This is a genomic window from Micromonospora eburnea (assembly GCF_900090225.1).
Classification (GTDB): domain Bacteria; phylum Actinomycetota; class Actinomycetes; order Mycobacteriales; family Micromonosporaceae; genus Micromonospora; species Micromonospora eburnea.
Map to the genome: position 1 here is coordinate 2,132,462 of NZ_FMHY01000002.1, position 22,533 is coordinate 2,154,994.

Annotated in this window: 14 protein-coding genes, 2 rRNA genes and 2 pseudogenes; 15 read left to right on the forward strand and 3 right to left on the reverse strand. The window is 72.3% G+C overall.

Translation table 11 applies throughout. The features are described 5' to 3' along the window. The first annotated feature begins 268 nt into the window (after positions 1–268). Positions 269–3,377, forward strand: a 23S ribosomal RNA gene (locus GA0070604_RS10090). Between the two features lie 94 nt (positions 3,378–3,471). Beyond that, positions 3,472–3,588: ribosomal RNA gene (rrf, locus tag GA0070604_RS10095) — 5S ribosomal RNA — on the forward strand. 91 nt (positions 3,589–3,679) lie between these two features. Here the strand turns inward: rrf and GA0070604_RS32915 are convergent. Continuing rightward, complete coding sequence (locus GA0070604_RS32915; protein WP_141721257.1) at positions 3,680–5,359, reverse strand: hypothetical protein; 1,680 nt, start codon at positions 5,357–5,359, stop codon at positions 3,680–3,682. Between GA0070604_RS32915 and GA0070604_RS34235 the strand changes: the two are divergent. Both GA0070604_RS34235 and GA0070604_RS10115 read left to right on the forward strand, forming a co-directional pair. Continuing rightward, a pseudogene (locus tag GA0070604_RS34235) lies at positions 5,336–5,987 on the forward strand (tetratricopeptide repeat protein); the annotation flags it as partial. The gene GA0070604_RS32915 and the pseudogene GA0070604_RS34235 sit on opposite strands and share 24 nt — an antisense overlap. Before the next feature lie 421 nt (positions 5,988–6,408). After that, on the forward strand, positions 6,409–7,428 hold the full coding sequence (locus GA0070604_RS10115) for an HAD-IIA family hydrolase (RefSeq protein ID WP_091117681.1): 1,020 nt from the start codon (positions 6,409–6,411) through the stop codon (positions 7,426–7,428). An 18-nt stretch (positions 7,429–7,446) separates the two neighbouring features. Here the strand turns inward: GA0070604_RS10115 and GA0070604_RS10120 are convergent, their stop codons facing one another. After that, the gene (locus tag GA0070604_RS10120) at positions 7,447–7,782 is read right to left on the reverse strand and encodes an alkyl sulfatase C-terminal domain-containing protein (RefSeq protein WP_091117682.1); all 336 of its coding nucleotides are present in this window, start codon (positions 7,780–7,782) and stop codon (positions 7,447–7,449) included. Positions 7,783–7,894: 112 nt separating this feature from the next. Between GA0070604_RS10120 and GA0070604_RS10125 the strand changes: the two genes are divergently transcribed. From GA0070604_RS10125 to GA0070604_RS10140, 4 genes are read left to right on the forward strand one after another with little or no spacing between them, the layout of a single operon-like run. Further along, positions 7,895–8,422, forward strand: a complete 528-nt coding sequence (locus GA0070604_RS10125) for a phasin family protein (RefSeq protein ID WP_091117683.1) — start codon at positions 7,895–7,897, stop codon at positions 8,420–8,422. Continuing rightward, positions 8,419–8,682, forward strand: coding sequence for a hypothetical protein (locus GA0070604_RS10130; RefSeq protein ID WP_091117685.1), 264 nt, complete (start codon positions 8,419–8,421; stop codon positions 8,680–8,682). The genes GA0070604_RS10125 and GA0070604_RS10130 overlap by 4 nt, the downstream gene beginning before the upstream one ends. Before the next feature lie 23 nt (positions 8,683–8,705). Beyond that, a complete protein-coding gene (locus GA0070604_RS10135; RefSeq protein WP_091117691.1) occupies positions 8,706–9,566 on the forward strand; it encodes a TlyA family RNA methyltransferase in 861 nt (286 codons plus the stop codon). Continuing rightward, positions 9,563–10,447: an NAD kinase gene (locus GA0070604_RS10140; protein WP_091117693.1), complete on the forward strand. Its 885-nt coding sequence runs from the start codon at positions 9,563–9,565 to the stop codon at positions 10,445–10,447. The genes GA0070604_RS10135 and GA0070604_RS10140 overlap by 4 nt, the downstream gene beginning before the upstream one ends. Positions 10,448–10,976: 529 nt before the next feature. Here the strand turns inward: GA0070604_RS10140 and GA0070604_RS10145 are convergent. After that, a complete protein-coding gene (locus GA0070604_RS10145) occupies positions 10,977–11,954 on the reverse strand; it encodes a helix-turn-helix domain-containing protein (protein ID WP_244162180.1) in 978 nt (325 codons plus the stop codon). 99 nt (positions 11,955–12,053) lie between these two features. Between GA0070604_RS10145 and recN the strand changes: the two genes are divergently transcribed. From recN to GA0070604_RS10180, 7 genes and pseudogenes are all read left to right on the forward strand, one after another. Next, positions 12,054–13,811, forward strand: coding sequence for a DNA repair protein RecN (gene recN / locus GA0070604_RS10150; RefSeq protein WP_091117695.1), 1,758 nt, complete (start codon positions 12,054–12,056; stop codon positions 13,809–13,811). 119 nt (positions 13,812–13,930) lie between these two features. Further along, positions 13,931–15,109 (forward strand): putative cytokinetic ring protein SteA, encoded by a 1,179-nt coding sequence (gene steA / locus GA0070604_RS10155; RefSeq protein WP_091117696.1) that lies wholly within the window; start codon positions 13,931–13,933, stop codon positions 15,107–15,109. 28 nt (positions 15,110–15,137) lie between these two features. Continuing rightward, positions 15,138–16,079, forward strand: a complete 942-nt coding sequence (locus GA0070604_RS10160; RefSeq protein WP_091117698.1) for a copper transporter — start codon at positions 15,138–15,140, stop codon at positions 16,077–16,079. Positions 16,080–16,223: 144 nt separating this feature from the next. Beyond that, positions 16,224–17,086, forward strand: a pseudogene (locus tag GA0070604_RS10165) (hypothetical protein). 1 nt (position 17,087) lies between these two features. Beyond that, on the forward strand, positions 17,088–18,779 hold the full coding sequence (gene murJ / locus GA0070604_RS10170) for a murein biosynthesis integral membrane protein MurJ (protein ID WP_091117700.1): 1,692 nt from the start codon (positions 17,088–17,090) through the stop codon (positions 18,777–18,779). A 115-nt stretch (positions 18,780–18,894) separates the two neighbouring features. Then, complete coding sequence (locus tag GA0070604_RS10175) at positions 18,895–20,028, forward strand: glycosyltransferase family 4 protein (protein ID WP_091117701.1); 1,134 nt, start codon at positions 18,895–18,897, stop codon at positions 20,026–20,028. Further along, a complete protein-coding gene (locus GA0070604_RS10180; RefSeq protein ID WP_091117702.1) occupies positions 20,028–22,409 on the forward strand; it encodes a hypothetical protein in 2,382 nt (793 codons plus the stop codon). Before GA0070604_RS10175 ends, GA0070604_RS10180 begins: the two co-directional genes overlap by 1 nt. Positions 22,410–22,533: the final 124 nt, after the last annotated feature.

The window sequence follows — 22,533 nt, forward strand, 5'->3', positions numbered from 1 at the left end:
CCTGATGTTCTAGTACGGCCATCCCTTCGGGGTGGTGGGGAACGAGCGGATGGTGCGGCTGGGTATCGGTGACAGGCACCCTGTTGGGTCCTGAAAGAACAACCATGGGTTGTCTTTCAGTGGCTTGGACGAGCGGACGACGCTTGTCGGGCGCCAGGCACGGCCTGGTTCCATATACCGCCGGCGGTGGCCGGGTCTGGTGTGGGGCGGTTCGGGTTGTGGGTTGGTCGTTTGTTGAGAATTGCACAGTGGACGCGAGCATCTTTGTGGTCAAGTTGTCAAGGGCGAACGGTGGATGCCTTGGCACCAGGAGCCGATGAAGGACGTGGGAGGCCGCGATAGGCCTGGGGGAGCTGTCAACCAAGCTGTGATCCCAGGGTGTCCGAATGGGGGAACCCGGCTGGAGTCATGTCCAGTCACCCGCACCTGAACACATAGGGTGTGTGGAGGGAACGCGGGGAAGTGAAACATCTCAGTACCCGTAGGAAGAGAAAACAAATAGTGATTCCGTGAGTAGTGGCGAGCGAAAGCGGATTGAGGCTAAACCGGCTGCGTGTGATACCTGTCAGGGGTTGCGTGGTCGGGGTTGTGGGACCCTGCTGAGTGTGCTGACACGCGCTCAAGGAGTTACAAAGCCAGTTGCTAGTCGAATGGTCTGGAAAGGCCGACCGTAGACGGTGACAGTCCGGTAGGTGAAAGTGGCTGGTCTTCTGTGGGTGTTCCCGAGTAGCGGCGGACTCCTGTAATCTGCCGTGAATCTGCCAGGACCACCTGGTAAGCCTAAATACTTCCTGGTGACCGATAGCGGACGAGTACCGTGAGGGAATGGTGAAAAGTACCCCGGGAGGGGAGTGAAATAGTACCTGAAACCGTTCGCCTACAATCCGTCGGAGCCTTGCGGGGTGACGGCGTGCCTTTTGAAGAATGAGCCTGCGAGTTAGTGGCATGTGGCGAGGTTAACCCGTGTGGGGGAGCCGTAGCGAAAGCGAGTCTGAATAGGGCGTTTGAGTCGCATGCTCTAGACCCGAAGCGGAGTGATCTAGCCATGGGCAGGCTGAAGCGCGGGTAAGACCGCGTGGAGGGCCGAACCCACCAACGTTGAAAAGTTGGGGGATGACCTGTGGTTAGGGGTGAAAGGCCAATCAAACTCCGTGATAGCTGGTTCTCCCCGAAATGCATTTAGGTGCAGCGTCGCGTGTTTCTTGCCGGAGGTAGAGCACTGGATGGTCTAGGGGGCCTACAAGCTTACCGAAATCAGCCAAACTCCGAATGCCGGTAAGTGAGAGCGCGGCAGTGAGACTGCGGGGGATAAGCTTCGTAGTCGAGAGGGAAACAGCCCAGATCACCAGCTAAGGCCCCTAAGCGTGTGCTAAGTGGAAAAGGATGTGGGGTCGCATAGACAACCAGGAGGTTGGCTTAGAAGCAGCCACCCTTTAAAGAGTGCGTAATAGCTCACTGGTCAAGTGGTTCCGCGCCGACAATGTAGCGGGGCTCAAGCACACCGCCGAAGCTGTGGCACTCACACAATGACTTCGCCAGGTCTTGATATCTGGTGCAGGTGTGTGGGTGGGTAGGGGAGCGTCGTGCCGGGGGTGAAGCAACGGGGTGACCTAGTTGTGGACGCGGCACGAGTGAGAATGCAGGCATGAGTAGCGAAAGAAGGGTGAGAAACCCTTCCGCCGGATGACCAAGGGTTCCAGGGCCAGGTTATTCCGCCCTGGGTGAGTCGGGACCTAAGGCGAGGCCGAGAGGCGTAGTCGATGGACAACGGGTTGATATTCCCGTACCCGCGAAAGAGCGACCCTGACGAACCTCGTTGTGCTAACCACCCGAACTGTGGGCGGTCTTCGGACCAAACACGGGGAGCGTGGGAACCTGGCGGGTAGTAGTCAAGCGATGGGGTGACGCAGGAAGGTAGCTGAGCCCGGCCGGTGGTTGTGCCGGGGTAAGCGTGTAGGCCGTGCTGTAGGCAAATCCGCAGCACATGTAGGCTGAGACGTGATGCCGAGCCGATTCAGGTGAAGTCAGTGATCCTATGCTGCCGAGAAAAGCCTCTAGCGAGTTCTTAGCGGCCCGTACCCCAAACCGACACAGGTGGTCAGGTAGAGAATACCGAGGCGATCGGGCGAACTGTGGTTAAGGAACTCGGCAAATTGCCCCCGTAACTTAGGGAGAAGGGGGGCCGGAGACGTGAAGCCCCGCGCGGGTGGAGCGTTGTATGGCCGCAGAGAGCAGGGGGAAGCGACTGTTTACTAAAAACACAGGTCCATGCGAAGAAGTAATTCGATGTATATGGACTGACGCCTGCCCGGTGCTGGAACGTTAAGGGGACCTGTTAGCTCTTCGGGGCGAAGCGGAGAACTTAAGCGCCAGTAAACGGCGGTGGTAACTATAACCATCCTAAGGTAGCGAAATTCCTTGTCGGGTAAGTTCCGACCTGCACGAATGGCGTAACGACTTCCCCACTGTCTCAACCACAGGCCCGGCGAAATTGCACTACGAGTAAAGATGCTCGTTACGCGCGGCAGGACGGAAAGACCCCGGGACCTTTACTATAGCTTGACATTGGTATCCGAATTAGCTTGTGTAGGATAGGTGGGAGCCGGTGAAGTCCATACGCCAGTATGGGTGGAGGCAATCTTGAAATACCACTCTGGTTGGTTTGGGTATCTAACTTCGGACCGTTATCCGGTTCAGGGACAGTGTCTGGTGGGTAGTTTAACTGGGGCGGTTGCCTCCTAAAGGGTAACGGAGGCGCCCAAAGGTTCCCTCAGCCTGGTTGGCAATCAGGTGTTGAGTGCAAGTGCACAAGGGAGCTTGACTGTGAGACTGACGGGTCGAGCAGGGACGAAAGTCGGGACTAGTGATCCGGCACTGGCATGTGGAAGCGGTGTCGCTCAACGGATAAAAGGTACCCCGGGGATAACAGGCTGATCTTCCCCAAGAGTCCATATCGACGGGATGGTTTGGCACCTCGATGTCGGCTCGTCGCATCCTGGGGCTGTAGCAGGTCCCAAGGGTTGGGCTGTTCGCCCATTAAAGCGGTACGCGAGCTGGGTTTAGAACGTCGTGAGACAGTTCGGTCCCTATCCGCCGTGCGCGTAGGATACTTGAGAAGGGCTGTCCCTAGTACGAGAGGACCGGGACGGACGAACCTCTGGTGTGCCAGTTGTCCCGCCAGGGGCACGGCTGGTTAGCTACGTTCGGAAGGGATAACCGCTGAAAGCATCTAAGCGGGAAGCTCGCTTCAAGATGAGGTATCCCACCCACCTTGGTGGGGTAAGGCCCCCAGCTAGACGACTGGGTTGATAGGCCGGAAATGTAAGCCCGGTAACGGGTTCAGTTGACCGGTACTAATAGGCCGAGGACTTGACTACTAAGCTGCTACGCGTCCACTGTGCAACTCCCGACAAACGAACAACACCCCCAACAAGGTTTGGGTTGGTTGGTTGTTTGATATGTCGATAGAGTTACGGCGGTCATGGCGGAGGGGAAACGCCCGGTCACATTCCGAACCCGGAAGCTAAGCCCTCCAGCGCCGATGGTACTGCACTCGGGAGGGTGTGGGAGAGTAGGACACCGCCGGACAAACTTTCCAGTCAAGGGCCGCCCCAGCAGGGTCGGCCCTTGACTGCGTTAGCGTCTTTGCGACGCACTTAGGAAGGATGTACCTGTGAGTTCAGGACCGCAGGGCGGGGACCGCCCCCGTCGTTACGAGGACCGCGCCGAGCGTGAGCAGGGGCGCGGCGACGCCCGCCGCGACGACCGCCCCTCGTACCGGGGCGGCCGCGACGACCGTTCGCGCGGCGGGGACCGCCGTGAGGGTGGCTTCCGGTCGGATTCCCGCGACGGCGGTTTCCGGAGCGGCGAGCGCCGTGACGCAGGTTTCCGTGCCGGCCCACGCGAGGGCGGTGCCCGCCGCGATGACCGCGAGGGCGGCTTCCGTGGCGGTGACCGCCGTGAGGGTGGCTTCCGCCGCAACGACAACCGTGACGGCGGATACCGCGCGGGTGGCGCTGATTCCCGCGGTGGCGAGCGCCGGGATGACCGCGAGAGCGGCTTCCGTGGTGGTGAGCGCCGTGAGGGTGGCTTCCGTGGTGGTGATCGCCGGGAGGGCTTCCGGTCGGGTCCGCGCGAGGGAGGCTTCCGCCGCGAGGAGCGGCGTGAGGGCGGCTTCGGCGGTGGTGAGCGCCGTGAGGGCTTCCGGCGGGACGACCGTGAGGGCGGTTTCCGTGGTGGCGAGCGCCGTGAGGGTGGCTTCCGTGGTGGTGACCGTGAGGGTGGCTTCCGTGGTGGCGAGCGCCGCGAGGGTGGCTTCCGTGGCGGTGACCGTGAGGGCGGTTTCCGCGGTGGCGAGCGCCGCGAGGGTGGCTTCCGTGGCGGTGACCGTGAGGGCGGTTTCCGCGGTGGCGAGCGCCGCGAGGGTGGCTTCCGCGGTGGTGAACGCCGTGAGGGCTTCCGGCGAGACGACCGCGAGGGCGGTTTCCGCGGTGGTGACCGCCGCGAGGGCGGCTCCGGCGGTGGCGAGCGCCGTGAGGGCTTCCGGCGGGACGACCGCGAGGGCGGTTTCCGTGGTGGCGAGCGCCGCGAGGGTGGCTTCCGCGGTGGTGACCGTGAGGGCGGTTTCCGTGGTGGTGAGCGCCGTGAGGGTGGCTTCCGCGGTGGTGACCGTGAGGGTGGCTTCCGTGGCGGTGACCGCCGTGAGGGTGGCTTCCGGTCGGGTCCGCGCGAGGGAGGCTTCCGCCGCGAGGAGCGGCGTGAGGGCGGCTTCGGCGGTGGTGAGCGCCGTGAGGGCTTCCGGCGGGACGACCGTGAGGGCGGTTCCCGCGGTGGCGACCGTGAGGGTGGCTTCCGCGGTGGCGAGCGCCGTGAGGGCGGTTTCCGCGGTGGTGACCGTCGGGACGGCTTCCGCCGGGATGATCGCGAGGGCGGTTCCCGTGGCGGTGACCGTCAGGGTGGCTTCCGCGGTGGTGAGCGCCGCGAGGGTGGCTTCCGCCGGGACGACGCGGGGCCCCGGGACGGTGGCTTCCGCCGCGAGGAGCGGCGTGAGGGCGGCTTCCGTGGCGGTGAGCGCCGGGAGGGCTTCCGCCGGGACGACCGCGAGGGCGGCTTCCGGGCCGGTCGGGAGCGTACCGAGCGGGACGGGGAGCGCCGTGGCTACGGCGACCGCCGGCCGGGCGGTCCCGGTCCGCAGCGGGAGCGCCGGGACGACCGGCGGGAAGGGGGCGAGGGGCGCGAGGCCGAGCGGGTCGTCGCGCCGGCGCTGCCCGATGAGGTGGTCGCCAGCGACCTCGATTCCACCGTCCGGGCCGAGCTGCTGTCGCTGGCCAAGCCGGTGGCGGAGACCGTCGCCCGGCATCTGGTCGCGACCGGCCTGCTGATCGACGATGACCCGGCGGAGGCGCTCGCGCACGCGCTGGCCGCCCGCCGGCTCGCGTCGCGGATCGCCGCGGTGCGGGAGGCGGTCGGGCTGGCCGCGTACCACGCTGGGGAGTGGCAGACCGCCATCGCCGAGCTGCGGACGTACCACCGGATGAGCGGGTTGCAGAGCCACCTGGCGGTGCTGGCCGACTGCGAGCGGGCGCTGGGCCGCCCGGAGCGGGCGATCGACCTGTTCCGCGGCGCGGACCGGGAGAAGCTCGACCGAGGCGTCGCGATCGAGCTGTTGATCGTTGCGGCGGGAGCGCGGGGCGACCTCGGGCAGAAGGACGCGGCCGTGGCGATGCTGCAGGTGCCCGAGCTGACCACCGACTCGACGGAGCCGTGGGCGGCGCGGCTGCGCTACGCGTACGCGGACGCGTTGCTGGCCGTGGGCCGGCGCGAGGAGGCGCGGGAGTGGTTCTCCCGGGCCACCGACGTGGACGCCGAGGGCGAGACCGATGCCGCCGAGCGACTGCTTGAACTCGACGGCGTGGTCATCGAGGGCGACGACGAGGACGACGAGGAGTTCGCGGCCGGCCCGGGTGCTCCCGGTGCCGTTACCGCCGAATCGGACGCCGACCTCACCGGCGCCCGCCGGTCCGACGACGAGGACGACGACGACCGTGGCGAGGACGACGACGACCTCGACGGGGACGTGGACGAGTTCGACGACGAGGACGACCTCGACGACGATGACGACGACCTCGACGATGACGACGACGAGCTGGACGGTGACGCGGGCCCGCTGGCCCAGGAGCGCGAGCAGCCGGACTCGGGGGAGCGGGCTGACGCGTCGGCCGGTTACCGCGACCGGGACGGTGCGGACCTCGGCGACGACGAGCTGACCGACGCTGAGGCGTCGTCGCTCGCCGACGCGGCAGGAGCCCCGGAGACGGCGGGAGCCTCGGACGTGCGGGATCGGGGCGACGCGCCGGCCGGCGTGGACGGCGACGCGGCGCCGGGCCGTGACGCGGAGGTGGACCGCCGGTGACCGCGAGCGCCGGGGAGCGGCTGGTCGACGGGTACACCCTGGTCGTCTTCGACCTGGACGGGGTGATCTATCTGATCGACCGGCCGATCCCCGGCGCGGTCGAGGCGGTCGGCCGCCTGCACGCCGAGGGCCGGGCGGTCGCGTACGCGACCAACAACGCCTCGCGTCGCTCCAGTGAGGTGGCCGACCTGCTCACCGGCATGGGCGTACCGGCGCGGGCGGATGAGGTGCTCACCTCGGCCGCGGCCACCGCCGAGCTGTTGCGCGACCGGCTGCCGGCCGGTGCACCGGTGCTGGTGGTCGGGGCGGAGGCGCTGCGGGCGGAACTGCGTGCCGTCGGGCTGCGCCCGGTGTCGACGGTCGACGAGCAGCCCGCCGCCGTCGCCCAGGGCTACGGCCCGCAGGTCGGGTGGGTCGATCTGGCCGAGGCGTCGCTCGCGGTACGGGCGGGCGCACCCTGGTACGCGACGAACACCGACCGGACGCTGCCGAGCCCGCGCGGCCCGCTGCCGGGCAACGGGTCCCTGGTCGCGGTGCTGCGTACCGCGCTGGGACGGGATCCGGACGTGGTGGTGGGCAAGCCGGAGCCGGCGCTGTTCGCCACCGCCGCCCGTCGGGCCGGCGCCGGGCGGACCCTGGTGGTCGGGGACCGCCTGGACACCGACATCGAGGGTGCCCGCCGGGCCGGACTGGACAGCCTGCTGGTGCTCACCGGCGTCAGCGACGTACCCGAGCTGCTGGCCGCCCCCGAGCCGCGCCGGCCGACGTACGTCTCCATCGACCTGGCCGGGTTGTTCGATCCAGCGGCGGTGGTGCGGGTGCCGGGTACGCCTGACACCGGTGGCTGGTCGGTGACCGTGACCGACGGTGAGCTGGCCCTCGACGGCGCGGGACGCCCCCTCGACGCCCTCGCCGCGCTCTGCGCGGTGGCCTGGTCGGCGGGGGCCGAGGCGCGGGTGCGGCCGGCGTCCCCGGCGGCGGAGGAGGCCATCGCGGCGCTGGGCCTGTCCGGCTGACGGACCGCCCCGGGCGGGTCAGATCAGCTTGCGCAACTTCATCAGGTCGAGCGGGTTCGCCTTGATGGACACCCGGCGGCCGGCCACCGCCTTCGCCAGGTCGAGCTGGCCGTGCACCAGCGCGACCAGGTCGTCGCTGTTGGTGCTGAGCGCGATCTTGGCCTGGGGGTCGTCGCCGTCGGTCAGGCCGGTCAGCCGGCCGTTTTCGAGGCGGCCGTGGAACGCGGTGTCCAGATCGGTGATCCGGCAGGCCAGGGTGCGGTCGAGGTCGATCCGACCCGTCGCCTCGGCGTGCCGGTCCAGCCGGTCGGCCAACTCTTGCAACGCCTGCCGGCACTCGTCCACGCTGGCCACATCGTCTCCTCACCACGCACCACGCCGTTCCCCGGCACCGTACCGCAATGGGCGGTGCGGGGTGCCCGGTAGCGTGACACCTGCACACCCGCCCCCGCGGAAGGACTCAGGCATGCAGGACGCGTGGCGCGCCTACCTCGAGCTGGCCATGGGCCTGACGGAGGCGCCCCGGAAGAAGGCCCAGGACGCCGTGCGGCGCGTGGTCGGCCAGGGCGGCGCGACCGCCGCCCAGCTCCAGGCGCTCGCCGAGGAACTCGTCTCCACCGGTATGGCGAACCGCGAGGCGCTGACCAAGCTGGTCCGCTTCGAGGTGGACCGTGCGCTCGGCGCGGTCGGGCTGGCGACCGCCGACGAGGTCGCCGAGCTGACCCGCCGGGTGCGGGAGCTGGAACGCCAGCTGCGTGAGGCGAAGGCCGCCCCGCCACCGGCCGAGCCGGCCGCCGCCGCTCCGGTCTCCGCCCTGCCGGACCGGCCGGCGCCCACCCCCACGAAGGGGGTGGCGAAGAAGGCGATCGCGAAGAAGGCGATCGCGAAGAAGCCGGCCGCCGCGGCGACGCCGCGGACCTCGACCGAGGAGTCGCCGGCCACGCCGGCGAAGAAGGCGACCGGCCGCAAACAGACCGGCGGTGCCGGGTCGTGACCGGCCCGTACCGGCCCACGCCGCCGCCCGGCCCGCGTCCGGGTCCGCCACCGGCCGGCCCCCGCCCCGGGCCGCCGCCGGGGGTACGGCCCGCACCCGCCCCGGCCGAGGACGTCGGGGACGCCCGGCACCCGGCGGTGGACGCCGCCGTACACGCCATGATCAATGCTGAGGCGCTCTCCCCGGCGGACCAGATCGCCCAGTACGAGGCGGCGTACGAGACGCTGCGCGAGACCCTGGCCAGCATCGACCAGACCTGACCCGACCGGAGAGAGAACCACCCATGGCACGTCGTACCCGGCTGGATGCCGAACTCGTCCGCCGCGGTCTGGCCCGCTCCCGCGAGCAGGCGGCCGCGCTGGTGGAGGCCGGCCGCGTCCAGCTGCGCGGAGTGCCCGCGCGCAAGGCCGCCGCGATGGTCGACCCGGCCGACCCGCTGCTGGTCACCGGCGAGGACCCCACCACGGAGTACGTCTCGCGGGGCGGGCACAAGCTGGCCGGCGCGCTCGCCGCGTTCGCGCCCGGCGGGCTGGGCGTCACCGGCCGGCGGTGCCTGGACGCCGGCGCCTCCACCGGCGGTTTCACCGACGTGCTGCTGCGCGCCGGCGCCGCCGAGGTGGTGGCCGTGGACGTCGGGTACGGCCAGTTGGCCTGGTCGCTGCGCAACGACGTACGGGTGCGCGTCTTCGAGCGCACCAACGTGCGTACCCTCACGCCGGAGGTGATCGACGGTGCGGTCGACCTCACGGTGGCCGACCTGTCGTTCATCTCGCTGCGGCTGGTGCTGCCGGCGCTGGCCGGCTGCACGAGGCCCGACGGCGATCTGGCGCTGATGGTCAAGCCGCAGTTCGAGGTGGGCAAGGAGCGGGTCGGCGCGGGCGGCGTGGTCCGGGACCCGGCACTGCGCGCCGAGGCGGTGCTCGACGTGGCCACCGCGGCGGCGCAGCTCGGCCTGGGGCTGGCCGACGTGGCCGCCAGCCCGCTGCCGGGGCCGAGCGGCAACGTCGAGTTCTTCGTATGGTTACGCCGGGACGCGCCCGCCGCGGACCCGGAGCGGGTACGCGCGGTGGTGGCCGCCGGCCCGCAGGGCTTCCCGTCCCCGGCCGAGGCGCCGGATTCCGCGAGCGAGGAGGTGCCCGGGTGAGCCGGACCGCTCTGCTGGTGACGCACACCGGCCGTCGACGTAGCACCGAGCACGCGCGGGCGGTGGCGGCGGACCTCATCGCGGCCGGCTTCGAGGTGCGGGTGGTGGCCGAGGAGGCCGACGACCTGGACCTGCCCGGTGTGGTGCCGGTGACCGGCCCGGAGGCGGCCGAGGGCGCCGAGATCGTCTTCGCGCTCGGCGGGGACGGCACCTTCCTGCGCGCCGCCGAGCTGGCCCGGCCGGCGAAGGCGCCGCTGCTCGGCATCAACCTCGGCAAGGTCGGCTTCCTCGCCGAGGCGGAGATCGACGACCTGGACAGCGCGGTCCGCTGCGTCGTCGGGCGCGACTACACGGTGGACGAACGGCTCACCCTCGACGTGACCGCCGAGTTCGACGGTGGCCCGACGATCGAGTCGTGGGCGTTGAACGAGATCAGCGTGGAGAAGGGCGAACGCGCCCAGATGCTGGAACTGCTGGTCGACGTGGACGGTCGGCCGCTGTCCCGGTACGGCTGCGACGGGGTGGTCTGCGCGACCCCGACCGGCTCCACCGCGTACGCGTTCTCCGGCGGCGGGCCGGTGGTCTGGCCGGAGGTGGAGGCGCTGCTGCTGGTGCCGATCAGCGCGCACGCGCTGTTCAGCCGTCCGTTGGTGACCGCGCCGACGTCCACCTTCGCGATCACGGTGGACCCGTTCACCACCCTCGCGGTGCTGTCCTGCGACGGGCGGCGGGTCTACGACCTGCCTCCGGGGGCCCGGGTTACCGTGCGCCGAGGCGCGCTGCCGGTGCGGATCGTCCGGCTCAAGGCGCGCCCGTTCACCGACCGGCTGGTGGCCAAGTTCGACCTGCCCGTGCAGGGCTGGCGCGGCAGCCGCCGCTGAGTGCGGGCTCAACAGTCGGGGTGGGACGGAGCGCGGTCGGAGTGCCCCCACCACGTCGACAACGGGTTACGGTAGGGGCTTCCTCCCCCGGAGGCGGGGTGCCGTCGCCGGGGCCGGTAGCGGCCGTCGAGTCGACGGTCGCCGGGGCGTACGGGCTGCGCTGAGGTGGAGTCCGGGCGGCGGCGGCGAGGCCCGTGCCCGCTCGGACGCGTGGTCCGGCGGCTGCGGGCCCGGCCAGGGGGTGGTCGGGAACGCGGCGGTCGGGGTGCCGGAGGAGTCGTGGCCGGCCGCGGCGGGCGGACCGGTGAGCCGGACCCGGTCGGGTGTCGACCCTGGCCAGGTCGTCGGCTGCGTGAGCCGACGCCGGAGGAAGCGGCGGCTCGCGAGCCGAGCGGTGGACTCCGTCCGGCACCCCGACCATCAGCCCGTACCGTTGCCGTTCGCCGGCGGCCGGCCCCGCCATGGGTACGCCGGTGCCTGCGCTGACGGCGCGGGGTGGGACGGCGGGGAGCCGCCCGGCCCCGGCGCCTCAGATCCAGCCCTGACGGGCGGCCTGGAAGGCGAGCCCCGGCCGGGTGTCCACGCCGGCGGCGGTCATCAGGTCGCCCAGCCGACGCTGCACGGTACGGCGGCTCACCCCCAGCTGGGAGGCGATGGACTTGTCCGGGACGCCGGCCACGAAGAGGGCGAGCAGCCGAACCTCGTCGGGGTCCGGCCGGTAGCCGTCGGCGGTTAGCCCGTCGACCGGCGGGGCGGACGAGCGCAGCGGCGTGGATATCCGCCAGTAACTCTCGAAGAGGGCGATCAGCGCGTCGAGCAGCTGGCTGCGGCCGATCACCGCGGCGCTCGGTTCGCCGCTCTCCCGCTCCGGCACCAGCGGGCAGATCGCCGTCCGGCCGTCCACGATGGCCAGCCGTACCGGCAGCCGGTCCAGCACCCGGGCCTGTTCTCCGGCGCGTACGCCCCGCTCGATGTCCTCGAGTCCGCCCGGTTCGAGGAGCAGCTCGCGCTCGTAGATGGCCCGGTAGCGGACCCCGCGCGCCAGCGCGTCGAACTCCTCGGCGTTGTCCTGGCCGAGCATGGCCAGCGGGTTGGCCCGGCAGAACCACAGCACCTCGACCCGCGCGCCGTCCTGCACATCCCGCAGGCGCTCGCGGAGCACCCGCGCCCCGGTTATCACCTCCACCAGGTGGTCGGCGTCGTGCCGGCGCATCCCGGCGCGGTACTCCTCGGTCAGCTGGTTGACCGCCGCGCGGGCCGCCTCCAGCGCCTCCTGCCGGCGCAGCAGCGCCTCGCCGAGCGGGACGTCGGGGGCCAGCGGCCGTAGCGGCGCGTCCGGCTCCGGCCCGGTCGGCAGCACCAGGCCCTTGCCGCGCAGGGCCTCTAGCTGTGCGACGACCTCCACGCGCGGACGCCGCAGCCGCTCGACGAGTTCCTCGACCCTGGCCGTGGTGAGCTGGACCAGGGAACGGTAGAGCTCCTCCTCGCCGGAGGTCAGGCCGATCATGTCCAACACGGGGCAGAACTGTACGACGTCACACGGTGTGCCCCGATGCGGCCTCGTCGGCTGGTCAACTGTCGGGGGCCGCGTCTAGTGTCGGGTGCTGTGCTGGAAGAGCTGCGCATCACCGGGTTGGGCGTCATCGAGGACACCACGCTGCCGTTGACCGGCGGGATGAACGTCATCACCGGAGAGACCGGTGCGGGCAAGACCATGGTGGTGACCGGCCTCGGCCTGCTCTTCGGCGGCCGGGCGGACGCCGGCCGGGTGCGCGCCCAACCGGGCCGCGCGGTGGTGGAGGGGCGGTTGCGGCTGCGCGGCCGGGTGGCCGGGACGGTGCATGCCCGGATCACCGACGCCGGCGGCGAGCCCGACGAGGACGGTTCGCTGCTGCTGAGCCGGACGGTCACCGTGGAGGGGCGGTCCCGGGCGCACCTGGGCGGCCGGAGCATGCCGGTGTCGATGCTGGGCGAGGTCGGCGAGCAGGTGGTGGCCGTGCACGGCCAGTCCGACCAGCTCCGCCTGCTGCGCCCGGCCGAGCAGCGGGCCGCGCTGGACCGGTTCGCCGGCCCCGAGCACGAGAAGCTGCTCGACGCGCTGCGGGAGGCGTACACCCGGTGGCGGACGGTGGTCGACGATCTGGCCGATCGGCGGCGCAACGCCCGCGCGCGTAACCAGGAGGCGGATCTGCTCCGTCTCGGCCTCGACGAGATCACCCGGGTCGACCCGCAGCCCGGCGAGGACGACGACCTCAAGGCGGAGGCGCAGCGGCTGGAGCACGCCGAGGGGCTGCGTACGGCGGCCCAGCTGGCCCACCAGTGTGTGGCCGGCGGGGTGGAGGCGGCCGATGACACCCCTGACGCCACCGCGCTGCTCGGCACCGCCCGGCGCACCCTGGAGGCTCAGGCCGGCACCGACCCGGCTCTCGGTGAGCTGGCCGGGCGGCTGGAGGAGGCCGCGACCCTGGTCGCCGACGTGTCCGCCGAGCTGTCGGCCTACCTCGCCGGGCTGGACGCCGATCCGGCGCGGTTGCAGGCCGTCTACGAGCGGCGGGCCGCGTTGCGCGGGCTCACCCGCAAGTACGCGGACGACGTCGACGGGGTGATCGCCTGGGCCGAGCGGGCGCGCACCCGACTGTCCAGTCTGGACACCTCAGACGAGCTGCTCGACGAGCTGGACAGGGAGGCGTCCCGGCTGGCCGGCGAGGTGGCCGAGTTGGCCGGGCGGGTGTCCGTCTCCCGGCAGGAGGCCGCGGGCCGCTTCGCCGAGCAGGTCACCGTCGAGCTGGCCGGGCTGGCGATGCCGCACGCCCGGATCGAGGTGGCGGTGCTGCCGCGCCCGGTCGGGCGGGCCGAGCCGAGCCTGCCGGTCAACGGGGTGGAGGCCGGGGTCGGCCCGGACGGCGCCGACGAGGTGGAGCTGCGGTTGCTGGCTCACCCGGGTGCTCCCGCGCTGCCGTTGCAGCGGGGTGCTTCCGGGGGTGAGCTGTCCCGGGTGATGCTCGCCATCGAGGTCGTCTTCGCCGGGTCCGGTGGCCCGCCCACCCTGGTCTTCGACGAGGTCGACGCCGGGGTCGGTGGGCAGGCGGCGGTGGAGATCGGCCGGCGGCTGGCCCGGCTGGCCCGTAGCCACCAGGTCCTGGTGGTCACCCACCTGCCGCAGGTCGCCGCGTTCGCCGACCGTCATCTGGTGGTGGCGAAGGACACGGGGGGAGCGGTGACCACCAGCGGCGTCCGGGTGGTGGAGGATACGGAGCGTGCCCGGGAACTTGCCCGGATGCTTGCTGGTTTGCCGGATTCCGATCTGGGTATCGCCCATGCCGAGGAACTCCTGGCCGTGGCGGCCAAGGAAAGGCGTCCGTGATCCCAGGTTTGTGACCGCAAGCACACCGGCGTGCGCTCCGGTGTGCTTCCCTGGGTAGGCGGCCCTGTTCAGGGCATGTCGCGACAGCAAACCCTGTTTCCCATGCCAGGATGGTCACGATGCGTCTACCCACGTTGCGCCGGACCCGGAACGCGGAACCGGGCTCAGTCCTCGGCACCGCCCGCCTCGACCGCCGGACGAAGCGTCTGGTCGGCCGGCTCCGGCCCGGGGACATCGCGGTCATCGACCACGTCGACCTGGACCGGGTGGCGGCCGACTCGCTGGTCGCGGTCGGGGTCGCCGCCGTGCTCAACGCCAAGCCGTCGGTCTCCGGGCGCTACCCGAATCTCGGCCCCGAGGTGCTGATCTCCGCCGGCATTCTGCTTCTGGACGATCTCGGTGAGAGCGTTTTCGAGCAGATCCGCGAGGGCGACGTCGTGCGGATCGAGGGCAACACGGTCTATGTCGGCGACGAGCCGGTCGCGCACGGCGCCCTGCAGGACGCCGAGACGGTGGCCAAGTCGATGGCCGACGCCCGGGAGGGGCTGTCGGTTCAGTTGGAGGCGTTCGCCGCCAACACCATGGACTACCTCAAGCAGGAACGTGACCTGCTGCTCGACGGTGTCGGCGTGCCGGAGATCCAGACCCAGGTCCAGGGCCGGCACTGCCTGATCGTGGTCCGGGGATACGACTACAAGGCCGACCTGGACGTGCTGCGCCCCTACATCCGGGAGTTCAAGCCGGTGCTGATCGGCGTGGACGGTGGGGCGGACGCCCTGGTCGAGGCCGGCTACACCCCCGACATGATCATCGGCGACATGGACTCGGTCACCGACGACGTGCTGCGCTGCGGCGCCGAGGTGATCGTGCACGCCTACCCGGACGGGCGGGCTCCGGGCCTGGCCCGGGTGGAGGGTCTCGGCGTGCCGGCGATCACCTTTCCGGCCGCGGCCACCAGCGAGGACCTGGCCATGCTGCTGGCCGACGAGAAGGGCGCCTCACTGCTGGTGGCCGTCGGCACCCACGCCACCCTGGTGGAGTTCCTGGACAAGGGCCGGGGCGGCATGGCCTCCACCTTCCTGACCCGGTTGAAGGTGGGCGGCAAGCTGGTCGACGCCAAGGGTGTGAGTCGGCTCTACCGGCAGGGCATCTCCGGCTCGTCGCTGCTGCTGCTGGTGCTCTCGGCGGTGGCCGCGATGGCCTCGGCGGTGGCGGTCTCCACGGTCGGCAAGGCGTATTTGGGTGTGGTCTCCGAATGGTGGGACAATTTCGTGTTCCAGCTCGGCCAGCTCTTCTAGCTTCCCGACCGATCAAGAGGCTGCAAGCGTGATCAACTTTCGTTACCACGTGGTGTCCCTGACCGCGGTTTTCCTGGCGTTGGCGATCGGCCTGGTCGTCGGCACGGCCGCCCTCAACGGGCCGGTCGCCGACTCGCTCAAGGAGCGGGTCAACGGCCTGAGCAAGGACAACCAGCAGATGCGCCAGACGGTCAACAGCATGCAGAAGCAACTGAACACGGAGGAGGACTTCGCCGCCGAGATCGCGCAGGTCGTCCTCCCCGGCAAGCTGGCCAGCCGCCGGGTGGTGGTGGTCGACCTGCCCAGCGGACGGGAGCACACCGAGGGCGTGGTGAAGATGCTCCAGACCGCCGGAGCCAACGTCGTCGGCCAGATCGACATCCAGGACAAGTTCATCAACCCGGACAGCAACAACAACCTGCTGGAACTGGCCGGCACCGCTGCCCGCCCGAACAGCGTCTCCACCGCCAACCTGCCGGGCAACGGGCACGGTGTGGAGACCTCCAGCGCCCTGCTGGCCAGCGTCCTGCTGGACCGGCCGCAGGGCACCCCGTCGGTCACCGACGCGGACCGCCGGACGGTGCTGCAGACGTACGCGAGCGCCGGCTATCTCACCGCGCAGGACAAGGTCTCCGGGCCCGCCGAGGCGGTCGTGCTGGTCACCGGGCAGCCGTACGTCGACAAGGACTCGGCGAAGAAGGACGAGTCGGTGGTGAAGATCGCCGAGCAGTTCGACCAGGCCGGGGCGATCGTGGTCGGCGGCATGGGCTCGGCCGGTGGCAACGTCGTCGCGTGGGTCCGGGGCGACCCCGTGCTGTCCCAGAGCATCTCGACCGTCGACAACGCCAACACGGTGCAGGGCCAGCTCGTCACCGCGCTCGCCATGGCGCAGCAGCTGACCGAGAAGAAGGCCGGCCAGTACGGTGTCGGTGACAACGTCGCGTCGCTGGTGCCTAGACTGCCGCAGTGAGCGGGCGGAGCGCGCGAACCACCGGGCCCGGTGGCCGGGCGCCGCGCGCCGCCGAAAGTCGGAGCGGGGCGGGGCGGGCGTGAGCTGGCGGCCGCTGCCCGGTCCGCACGGTACTGCGCTGGGAATCCGGATCGGAGGGGTCGCGTGAGACTGGGTCGACTGCTGGCCGTCGGCGCGGGGGTGGTCGCCGCCCGCTACGTGCTGCGGGAGGTGCGTACCTCCCCGGGTGCGCCGGCGCTGGAGCGCACCAACTTCCGCGGCCGTACCGTCACCCTGGCCGCCGGGCCGGCCCTGGCTGTCGGGGCCGCCACCGCGGGCGCGCTCGGCGCGGGCAGCGCCCCCGCCGGGGCCGCCGCCCTGCTCGCCGGGGTGGGCGCCGGTACGGTCGGGCTGTACGACGACATCGTCGGCGCGCGCCCCGAGCAGAAGACCGCCAAGGGGTTCGCCGGGCACCTCGCCGCCCTGCGCGAGGGGCGGGTCACCGCCGGGCTGGTCAAGATCGTCGGGGTCGGCGCGGCCGGCCTCGGCGCCGCCGCACTCCTCGCCGCCGACCGCCGGGTGGCCGCCCACCCCCGCCGCCAGCGGGCCGGTGTCCTCGGCCGTGGGCTCGACGTGCTGCTCGGCGCCGGCGTGGTGGCCGGCACCGCCAACCTGGTCAACCTGCTCGACCTGCGCCCCGGCCGGGCGCTGAAGGCGGGCATGCTGCTCGGCGCGCCGCTCTCCACCGGCCCGACCGGGGGATCGCCGCGGGCGCTATCGGTGCCGCCGCCGGGCTGGTCCGAGAGGACCTCGACGAGCGGGTGATGCTCGGCGACAGCGGCGCCAACGCGCTCGGCGCGCTGCTCGGGGTGAGCCTGGCCGCGCGGACCGGCCCGCTCGGCCGGGCGGGCGTGCTCGCCGTGCTCGCCGCGCTCACCGCCGCCAGCGAGAAGGTCAGCTTCACCCAGGTCATCCAGCGGACCCCGGGGCTGCGGGAACTCGACGCGCTGGGCCGGCTCGCGGACTGACGTGGCTAAACCGGCACCCCTCGCCGGCGCCGGCCGGGTGGCCGGAGCGGCCGCCCTCATCGCCGTCCTCACCGTGGTCAGCCGGCTCGCCGGCTTCGGCCGTACCGCCGTCTTCACCTGGACGCTCGCCCAGACCGACCTCGGCGGCGCGTACGTGGTGGCGAACAACCTGCCGAACTTCATCTTCGAGATCGTCGCCGGCGGGGCGCTGGCCAGTCTCGTCGTACCGCTGTTGGCGGCGGCGGCCGAGGCGGGCGACCGGCGCGCGGTGGCCGCCACCACCGGGGCCCTGCTCACCTGGGTGCTCGCCCTGCTGGTGCCGCTCGCCGTGCTGGTCGCGCTGCTCGCCGACCCGTTGGTGTCGCTGCAGGGGAGCGGCCTCACCGAGGCGCAGCAGCAGGTCGGGGCGCGGATGCTGCGGCTGTTCGCTCCCCAGCTGCCGCTGTACGGCGTCGGCATCGTGCTCACCGGGGTGCTCCAGGCGCACCGGCGGTTCGCCTGGCCGGTGATCGCTCCGCTGCTGTCCAGCCTCACCGTCATCGCGGTCTACCTCGGCTTCACCGCCGCCGAGGGGCGGCAGGCCACCGTCGGCGGGGTCAGCCCCGCCGGTGAGCTGCTGCTCTCCGGCGGCACCACGCTCGGCGTGGTGGTGCTCTCGCTGTCCCTGCTCATTCCGCTGCGCCGGCTGCGGCTGCCGCTGCGGCCGGGCTTCCGGTTCCCGGCCGACGCCCGGGCCCGGGTCGGCGCGTTGGCCGTCGCCGGGGTGGTGACCGTGGCCGCACAGCAGGTCGCCCTGATGGTGGCGCTCAACCAGGTCTCCTACGGGTCGAAGGCCAGCCCGGGCATCTACAACATCGCGCAGACCATCTACTTCCTGCCCTGGTCGGTGTTGGCCGTACCGCTGGCGGTGGCCGCGTACCCGACGCTGGTCGCGGCCCGGGCGGCCGGCGACGAGCGGACCTACCGGAAGACCCTGGCCCCGGCGGTACGCGGGGTGGTGCTGTTCAGCCTGCTCGGGGCGGCGGCGCTGGTCGGCACCGCGGTCCCGGTCGGGCACTTCTTCTTCGCCGGGTCGCCGGAGGCCGCCCGCACCGCTGCGGCCGCCATCGCCGGATTCGCCCCCGGCCTGCTCGGCTACGGCCTCTTCGCCGTGCTCACCCGGGCCCTGTACGCCCGCGGCGAGACCCGGTCGGCGACCGTCGCCACCGCCGTCGGCTGGTTGACCGTGCCGGCGCTGGCGGTCCTGCTCGGCCGCCTGCTGCCGCTGGCCGACCGGGTCCTGGCGGTGGCCCTGGCCACCTCCGGGGGCATGCTGCTCCTCGGCGGCCTGCTGATCGCCGCCGTGTTCCGTTCCGCCGGCCGGGCCGCTCTGGCGGGCGTCGGCCGGGCCGGGGCCGCCGGCCTGCTCGCCGCCGTGGTCGCCGGGCTCGGCGGGGTGGTCGTCTCCCGCTGGCTCGCCGGCCTCTGGACCCCGACGATGGCGCAGGCGCTCGTGCAGGGCATGCTGTCCGGAGCCGTGGTCGGCATCCTGTTCCTCGCCGTGGCCCGGCTGACCGATGCGCGGGACGTCCGGCCGCTGCTCGCCGCCGTGGCCCGCCGGCTCGGGCGGCGACCGCCGGGCGGCGGTACCGGCACGCAGGGGGACCAACGCCCCGCCGACCGGGGCGACGGGAAGGAGACCGTTACGCGGTGAGCGCGAGGAGTGAGCCGGGTTTGCGAGCCCCGCAGTCGCGAACGAAGACCAGCCCGGTGAGCGCGAGGAGTGAGCCGGGTTTGCGAGCCCCGCAGTCGCGAACGGAAGGTAGGCAATGACGGACGCCTCGTCGGCATCGCGCTGGCCCGGCACGGTGGCTCTGGTGCTCGCCTCCAGCACCGGCGGGGTGGGGCAGCACGTCCGCTCGGTGGCCCGGGGGCTGACCGCCGCCGGAACGTCCGTGCTGGTGTGCGGTCCGGCCGCCACCCAGGAGCAGTTCGACTTCACCGGGGTGGGTGCCCGGTTCGCGCCGGTGCAGATCCCAGCCAGCCCCACCCCGGCCGACGCCCGGGCCGTCGCCGCGCTGCGTCGGGCGCTCGCGGCCACCGACGTCGACGTCGTGCACGCGCACGGCCTGCGGGCCGGTCTGGTCGCCGTACTCGCCCGGCCGGCCGCGCCGCTGGTGGTCACCTGGCACAACGCCGTCCTGGCCGGTGGGCTGCGCGGAGGGCTGTCCCGGCTCGTCGAGCGGGTCGTCGCCCGCGGCGTACGGGTGGCGCTGGGCGCCTCCGAGGACCTGGTGGAGCGGGCCGCCGCGCTGGGTGCGGCCGACGCCCGCCTCGCCCCGGTCGCCGCGCCGACGCTGCCCGCGCCGCGTCGCCGCCGGGCCGCCGTCCGCGCCGAGTTCGGGGTCGGCCCCGACCAGCCACTGATCCTCTCCGTGGGTCGGCTGCACCCGCAGAAGCGGTACGACATCCTGGTCGACGCGGCCGCCCGGTGGCGTACCCGGGCACCGGCGCCGCAGGTGTTGATCGCCGGCAGCGGGCCCGCGTACCTCCAACTCGCCGCGCGGATCTCGGCCGCCCGGGCGCCGGTGACCCTGCTCGGGCACCGCACCGACGTGGCCGACCTGCTGGCCGGTGCTGACCTGGCCGTGGTGACCAGCGACTGGGAGGCCCGCCAGCTCTTCGCCCAGGAGGCGCTGCGCGCCGGCGTACCGCTGGTGACGACCGCGGTGGGTGGCCTGCCGGAGCTGGTCGGCGACGCCGCGCTGCTGATCCCCGCCGGCGACGTCGACGCGGTCGACGCGGCGGTCCGCGACCTGCTGGACGACGAGCCCCGCCGGGCCGACCTGGCACGCCGGGGCGCCGCGCGGGCCGCGACCTGGCCGACCGAGGCGGACACCGTGGCCGCCCTGGCCGCGCTCTACGCCGAGCTGGTGCCCGAGCCGTCGACGGGAAACCGGTGATGCTGCGCAAACTCACCCCGGTGCTGTTGACCCTGGTCGTGGTGGCCCTGGGCATCACCGCGCTGGCCGCCCGCCCCGAACGGGGTGACCCCGATCGCGGCGCCGACTTCGTGGTGCTGGCCGGGGTGGCCGGGCTGCGCTGGGACGACGTGGACCCGGAATCCACCCCGACGCTGTGGCGGATGGCCGAGGAGGGCTCCATCGGCTCCCTCTCGGCGCGCTCCGCGCACCGGCCCACCTGCCCGGTCGACGGCTGGCTCACCCTCGGCGCCGGCAACTTCGCCGCCTGGAACGGCAGCCGGGTGGCCGGCGGCTGCCCGGCCACTGGGGTGACCGTCGAGCAGCCGGACCGGATCGGCGCCAACCTGCCCGACCAGGAGAGCGTCGTCGCGTACAACCAGGACAAGCTCGCCTGGGGTGCCACCCCGGGAGCGCTGTCGGAGTCCGTGCGCTGCTCGGTGGCGATCGGGCCGGGTGCCGCGGTGGCCGCCGCCCGCCCGTTCGGCCGGGTCGACCGGTACGCGCCGGCGCTGCCCGCCGATCCGGCCGAGCTGCTCGGCTCCTGCGTGTTGAGCATCGTCGACCTGGGCATCGTCGACGGCGCGGACCGGGCGACCCGAAACGCCCAGGCCCGCCAGGCCGACGCCCAACTCGCCCGGGTGCTCGCCGCCCGGCCGCCCCGCTCGCTGGTCCTGCTCGCCGGCGTCTCCGACACCGACACGCCGTCCCGGCTGCACGTGGCCGTCGCCAACGGCCCGGGTTGGGAACGGGGCTGGTTGACCTCACCGAGCACCAACCGTCACGGCTACCTGCAACTGGTCGACCTGGCCCCCACCGCACTCGCCGCGCTGGACCGGCCGGTGCCGGATCGGCTCTTCCTCGGCCGCGCCGCGGTGCCGATCGATGGACGTCCGGCCGACCTGCGTACCGCGATCGACGAGCGGACCGACGCGGACCGCGAGGCCGGCGCGCGGCGCCCGGTCGCCGGCTGGTTCTTCACCGTGCTCGCCACCGCCCAGCTCGCTCTTTCCGTGGCGGTCCTGCCGCTGCTGCGCCGGGCCCGTCGGCACGCCGGGCCGCACGGGCCCGAGCCGGTGTCCCGGCGGGTGGTGGCGGCCGTGGAACTGCTGCTGATCGCCGCCGCGCTCGCCGTCCCGGCCGCCCTGCTCGCCGACGTCGTGCCGTGGTGGCGGGGCCAGCATCCCGGGTGGTGGTTCTCGGCGGTGACCGTTGCGCTGATCGTCGGGGGCACGGCCGTCGTCCGGTTCAGTCCCGGGCACGATCGCACCCTGGGCCCGCTCGGCGCGGTGGCCGGGCTGGCCACCCTGGTGGTCGGCGTCGACGTGCTCACCGGCTCCCGGTTGCAGCTCAACGGCGTGGTCGGGTACTCCGCCCTGGCGGGCGATCGGTACGCCGGCCTCGGTGCCGTCGGGCTGGGTGTGTTCATCGCCGGCTCGCTGCTCTGCGGCGGTTGGCTGGCCCAGCGGGCCCCCCGGGCCTGGCGTCCCATGGTCATGGTGGGGGTCGGCAGCGCCGCCGTGGTCGTCGTCGGCAGCCCCTACCTCGGGGCGGACTCGACCGGCGCGATCGCGCTCACCGCGGGGGTGAGCGTGGCCGCGGCGATCTGCACCGGCGGCTGGCTGACGATGAGCCGGCTGGCCTGGGCCACCATGGCCGGGCTGGCGCTCACCATCGGCTTCGCCATGATCGACCTGCGCCGGCCAGAGGCCGAGCGGGGCGCGGTGGGCCAGTTCCTGGCCGCGTTCGGCGACGGCACCGGCGGGCTCATCGTGCACCGGTCGAGCGCCGCGAACGTCGAGACCCTGGTCAACAGCCCGCTCACCGTGTTGGCCGTGGCCGGTGCCGCGCTGGTCTGGCTCGCCCTGCTCCAGCCCTGGGGTGGCCTGATGCGGCTGTTCGGCATTTACCCGGCGATCCGGGCCGCGATGGCCGGCACCGGGGTGGCCGCCGGCATCGGCGGGGTGCTGGGCGGTGTGGCGCTGGACGTGGCCGGGGCGGCGGGCGCCCTGGTGGTGCCGATGGCGGCGCTTGCGGCGCTGCGGGTGCTCGACCATGCCACCGACCGCACCCAGCCCGGCGGGCGGCCCAGCGTCGAGGCCGGCTCCGGTGCGGCTGGTGGACCGAGCGGCGGTGACCGTCCGGGTGGTGGCCGGACGCCCGGCGCCGTCGGCCCGGGAGGTGCCGGACAGCCTTCCGGCGACGCCGGTCCGGCCGGCGCGTCGGACTCGACGACGGAGGCCGGGGACGGCTGCCCGGACGCCCGGGGCGAGACGGAGACGGCCGGATCGGTGGCGGCCGGTCGTCCGGCGCGGGTGCCCGCCCAGGGCGTCCCGGCATCGACCGTGGTGCCCACCGCCTGAGGCGGACCCGGTTTCACGTGCGTCGACGGCGGGTGCGACGCCGGGCTGGGGCGGGGGAGGTGTTACCGTGGAATCCCGTGGATCGCGTGATCACTCTGCTGATCGGCACGGCGGTTCGCACGAC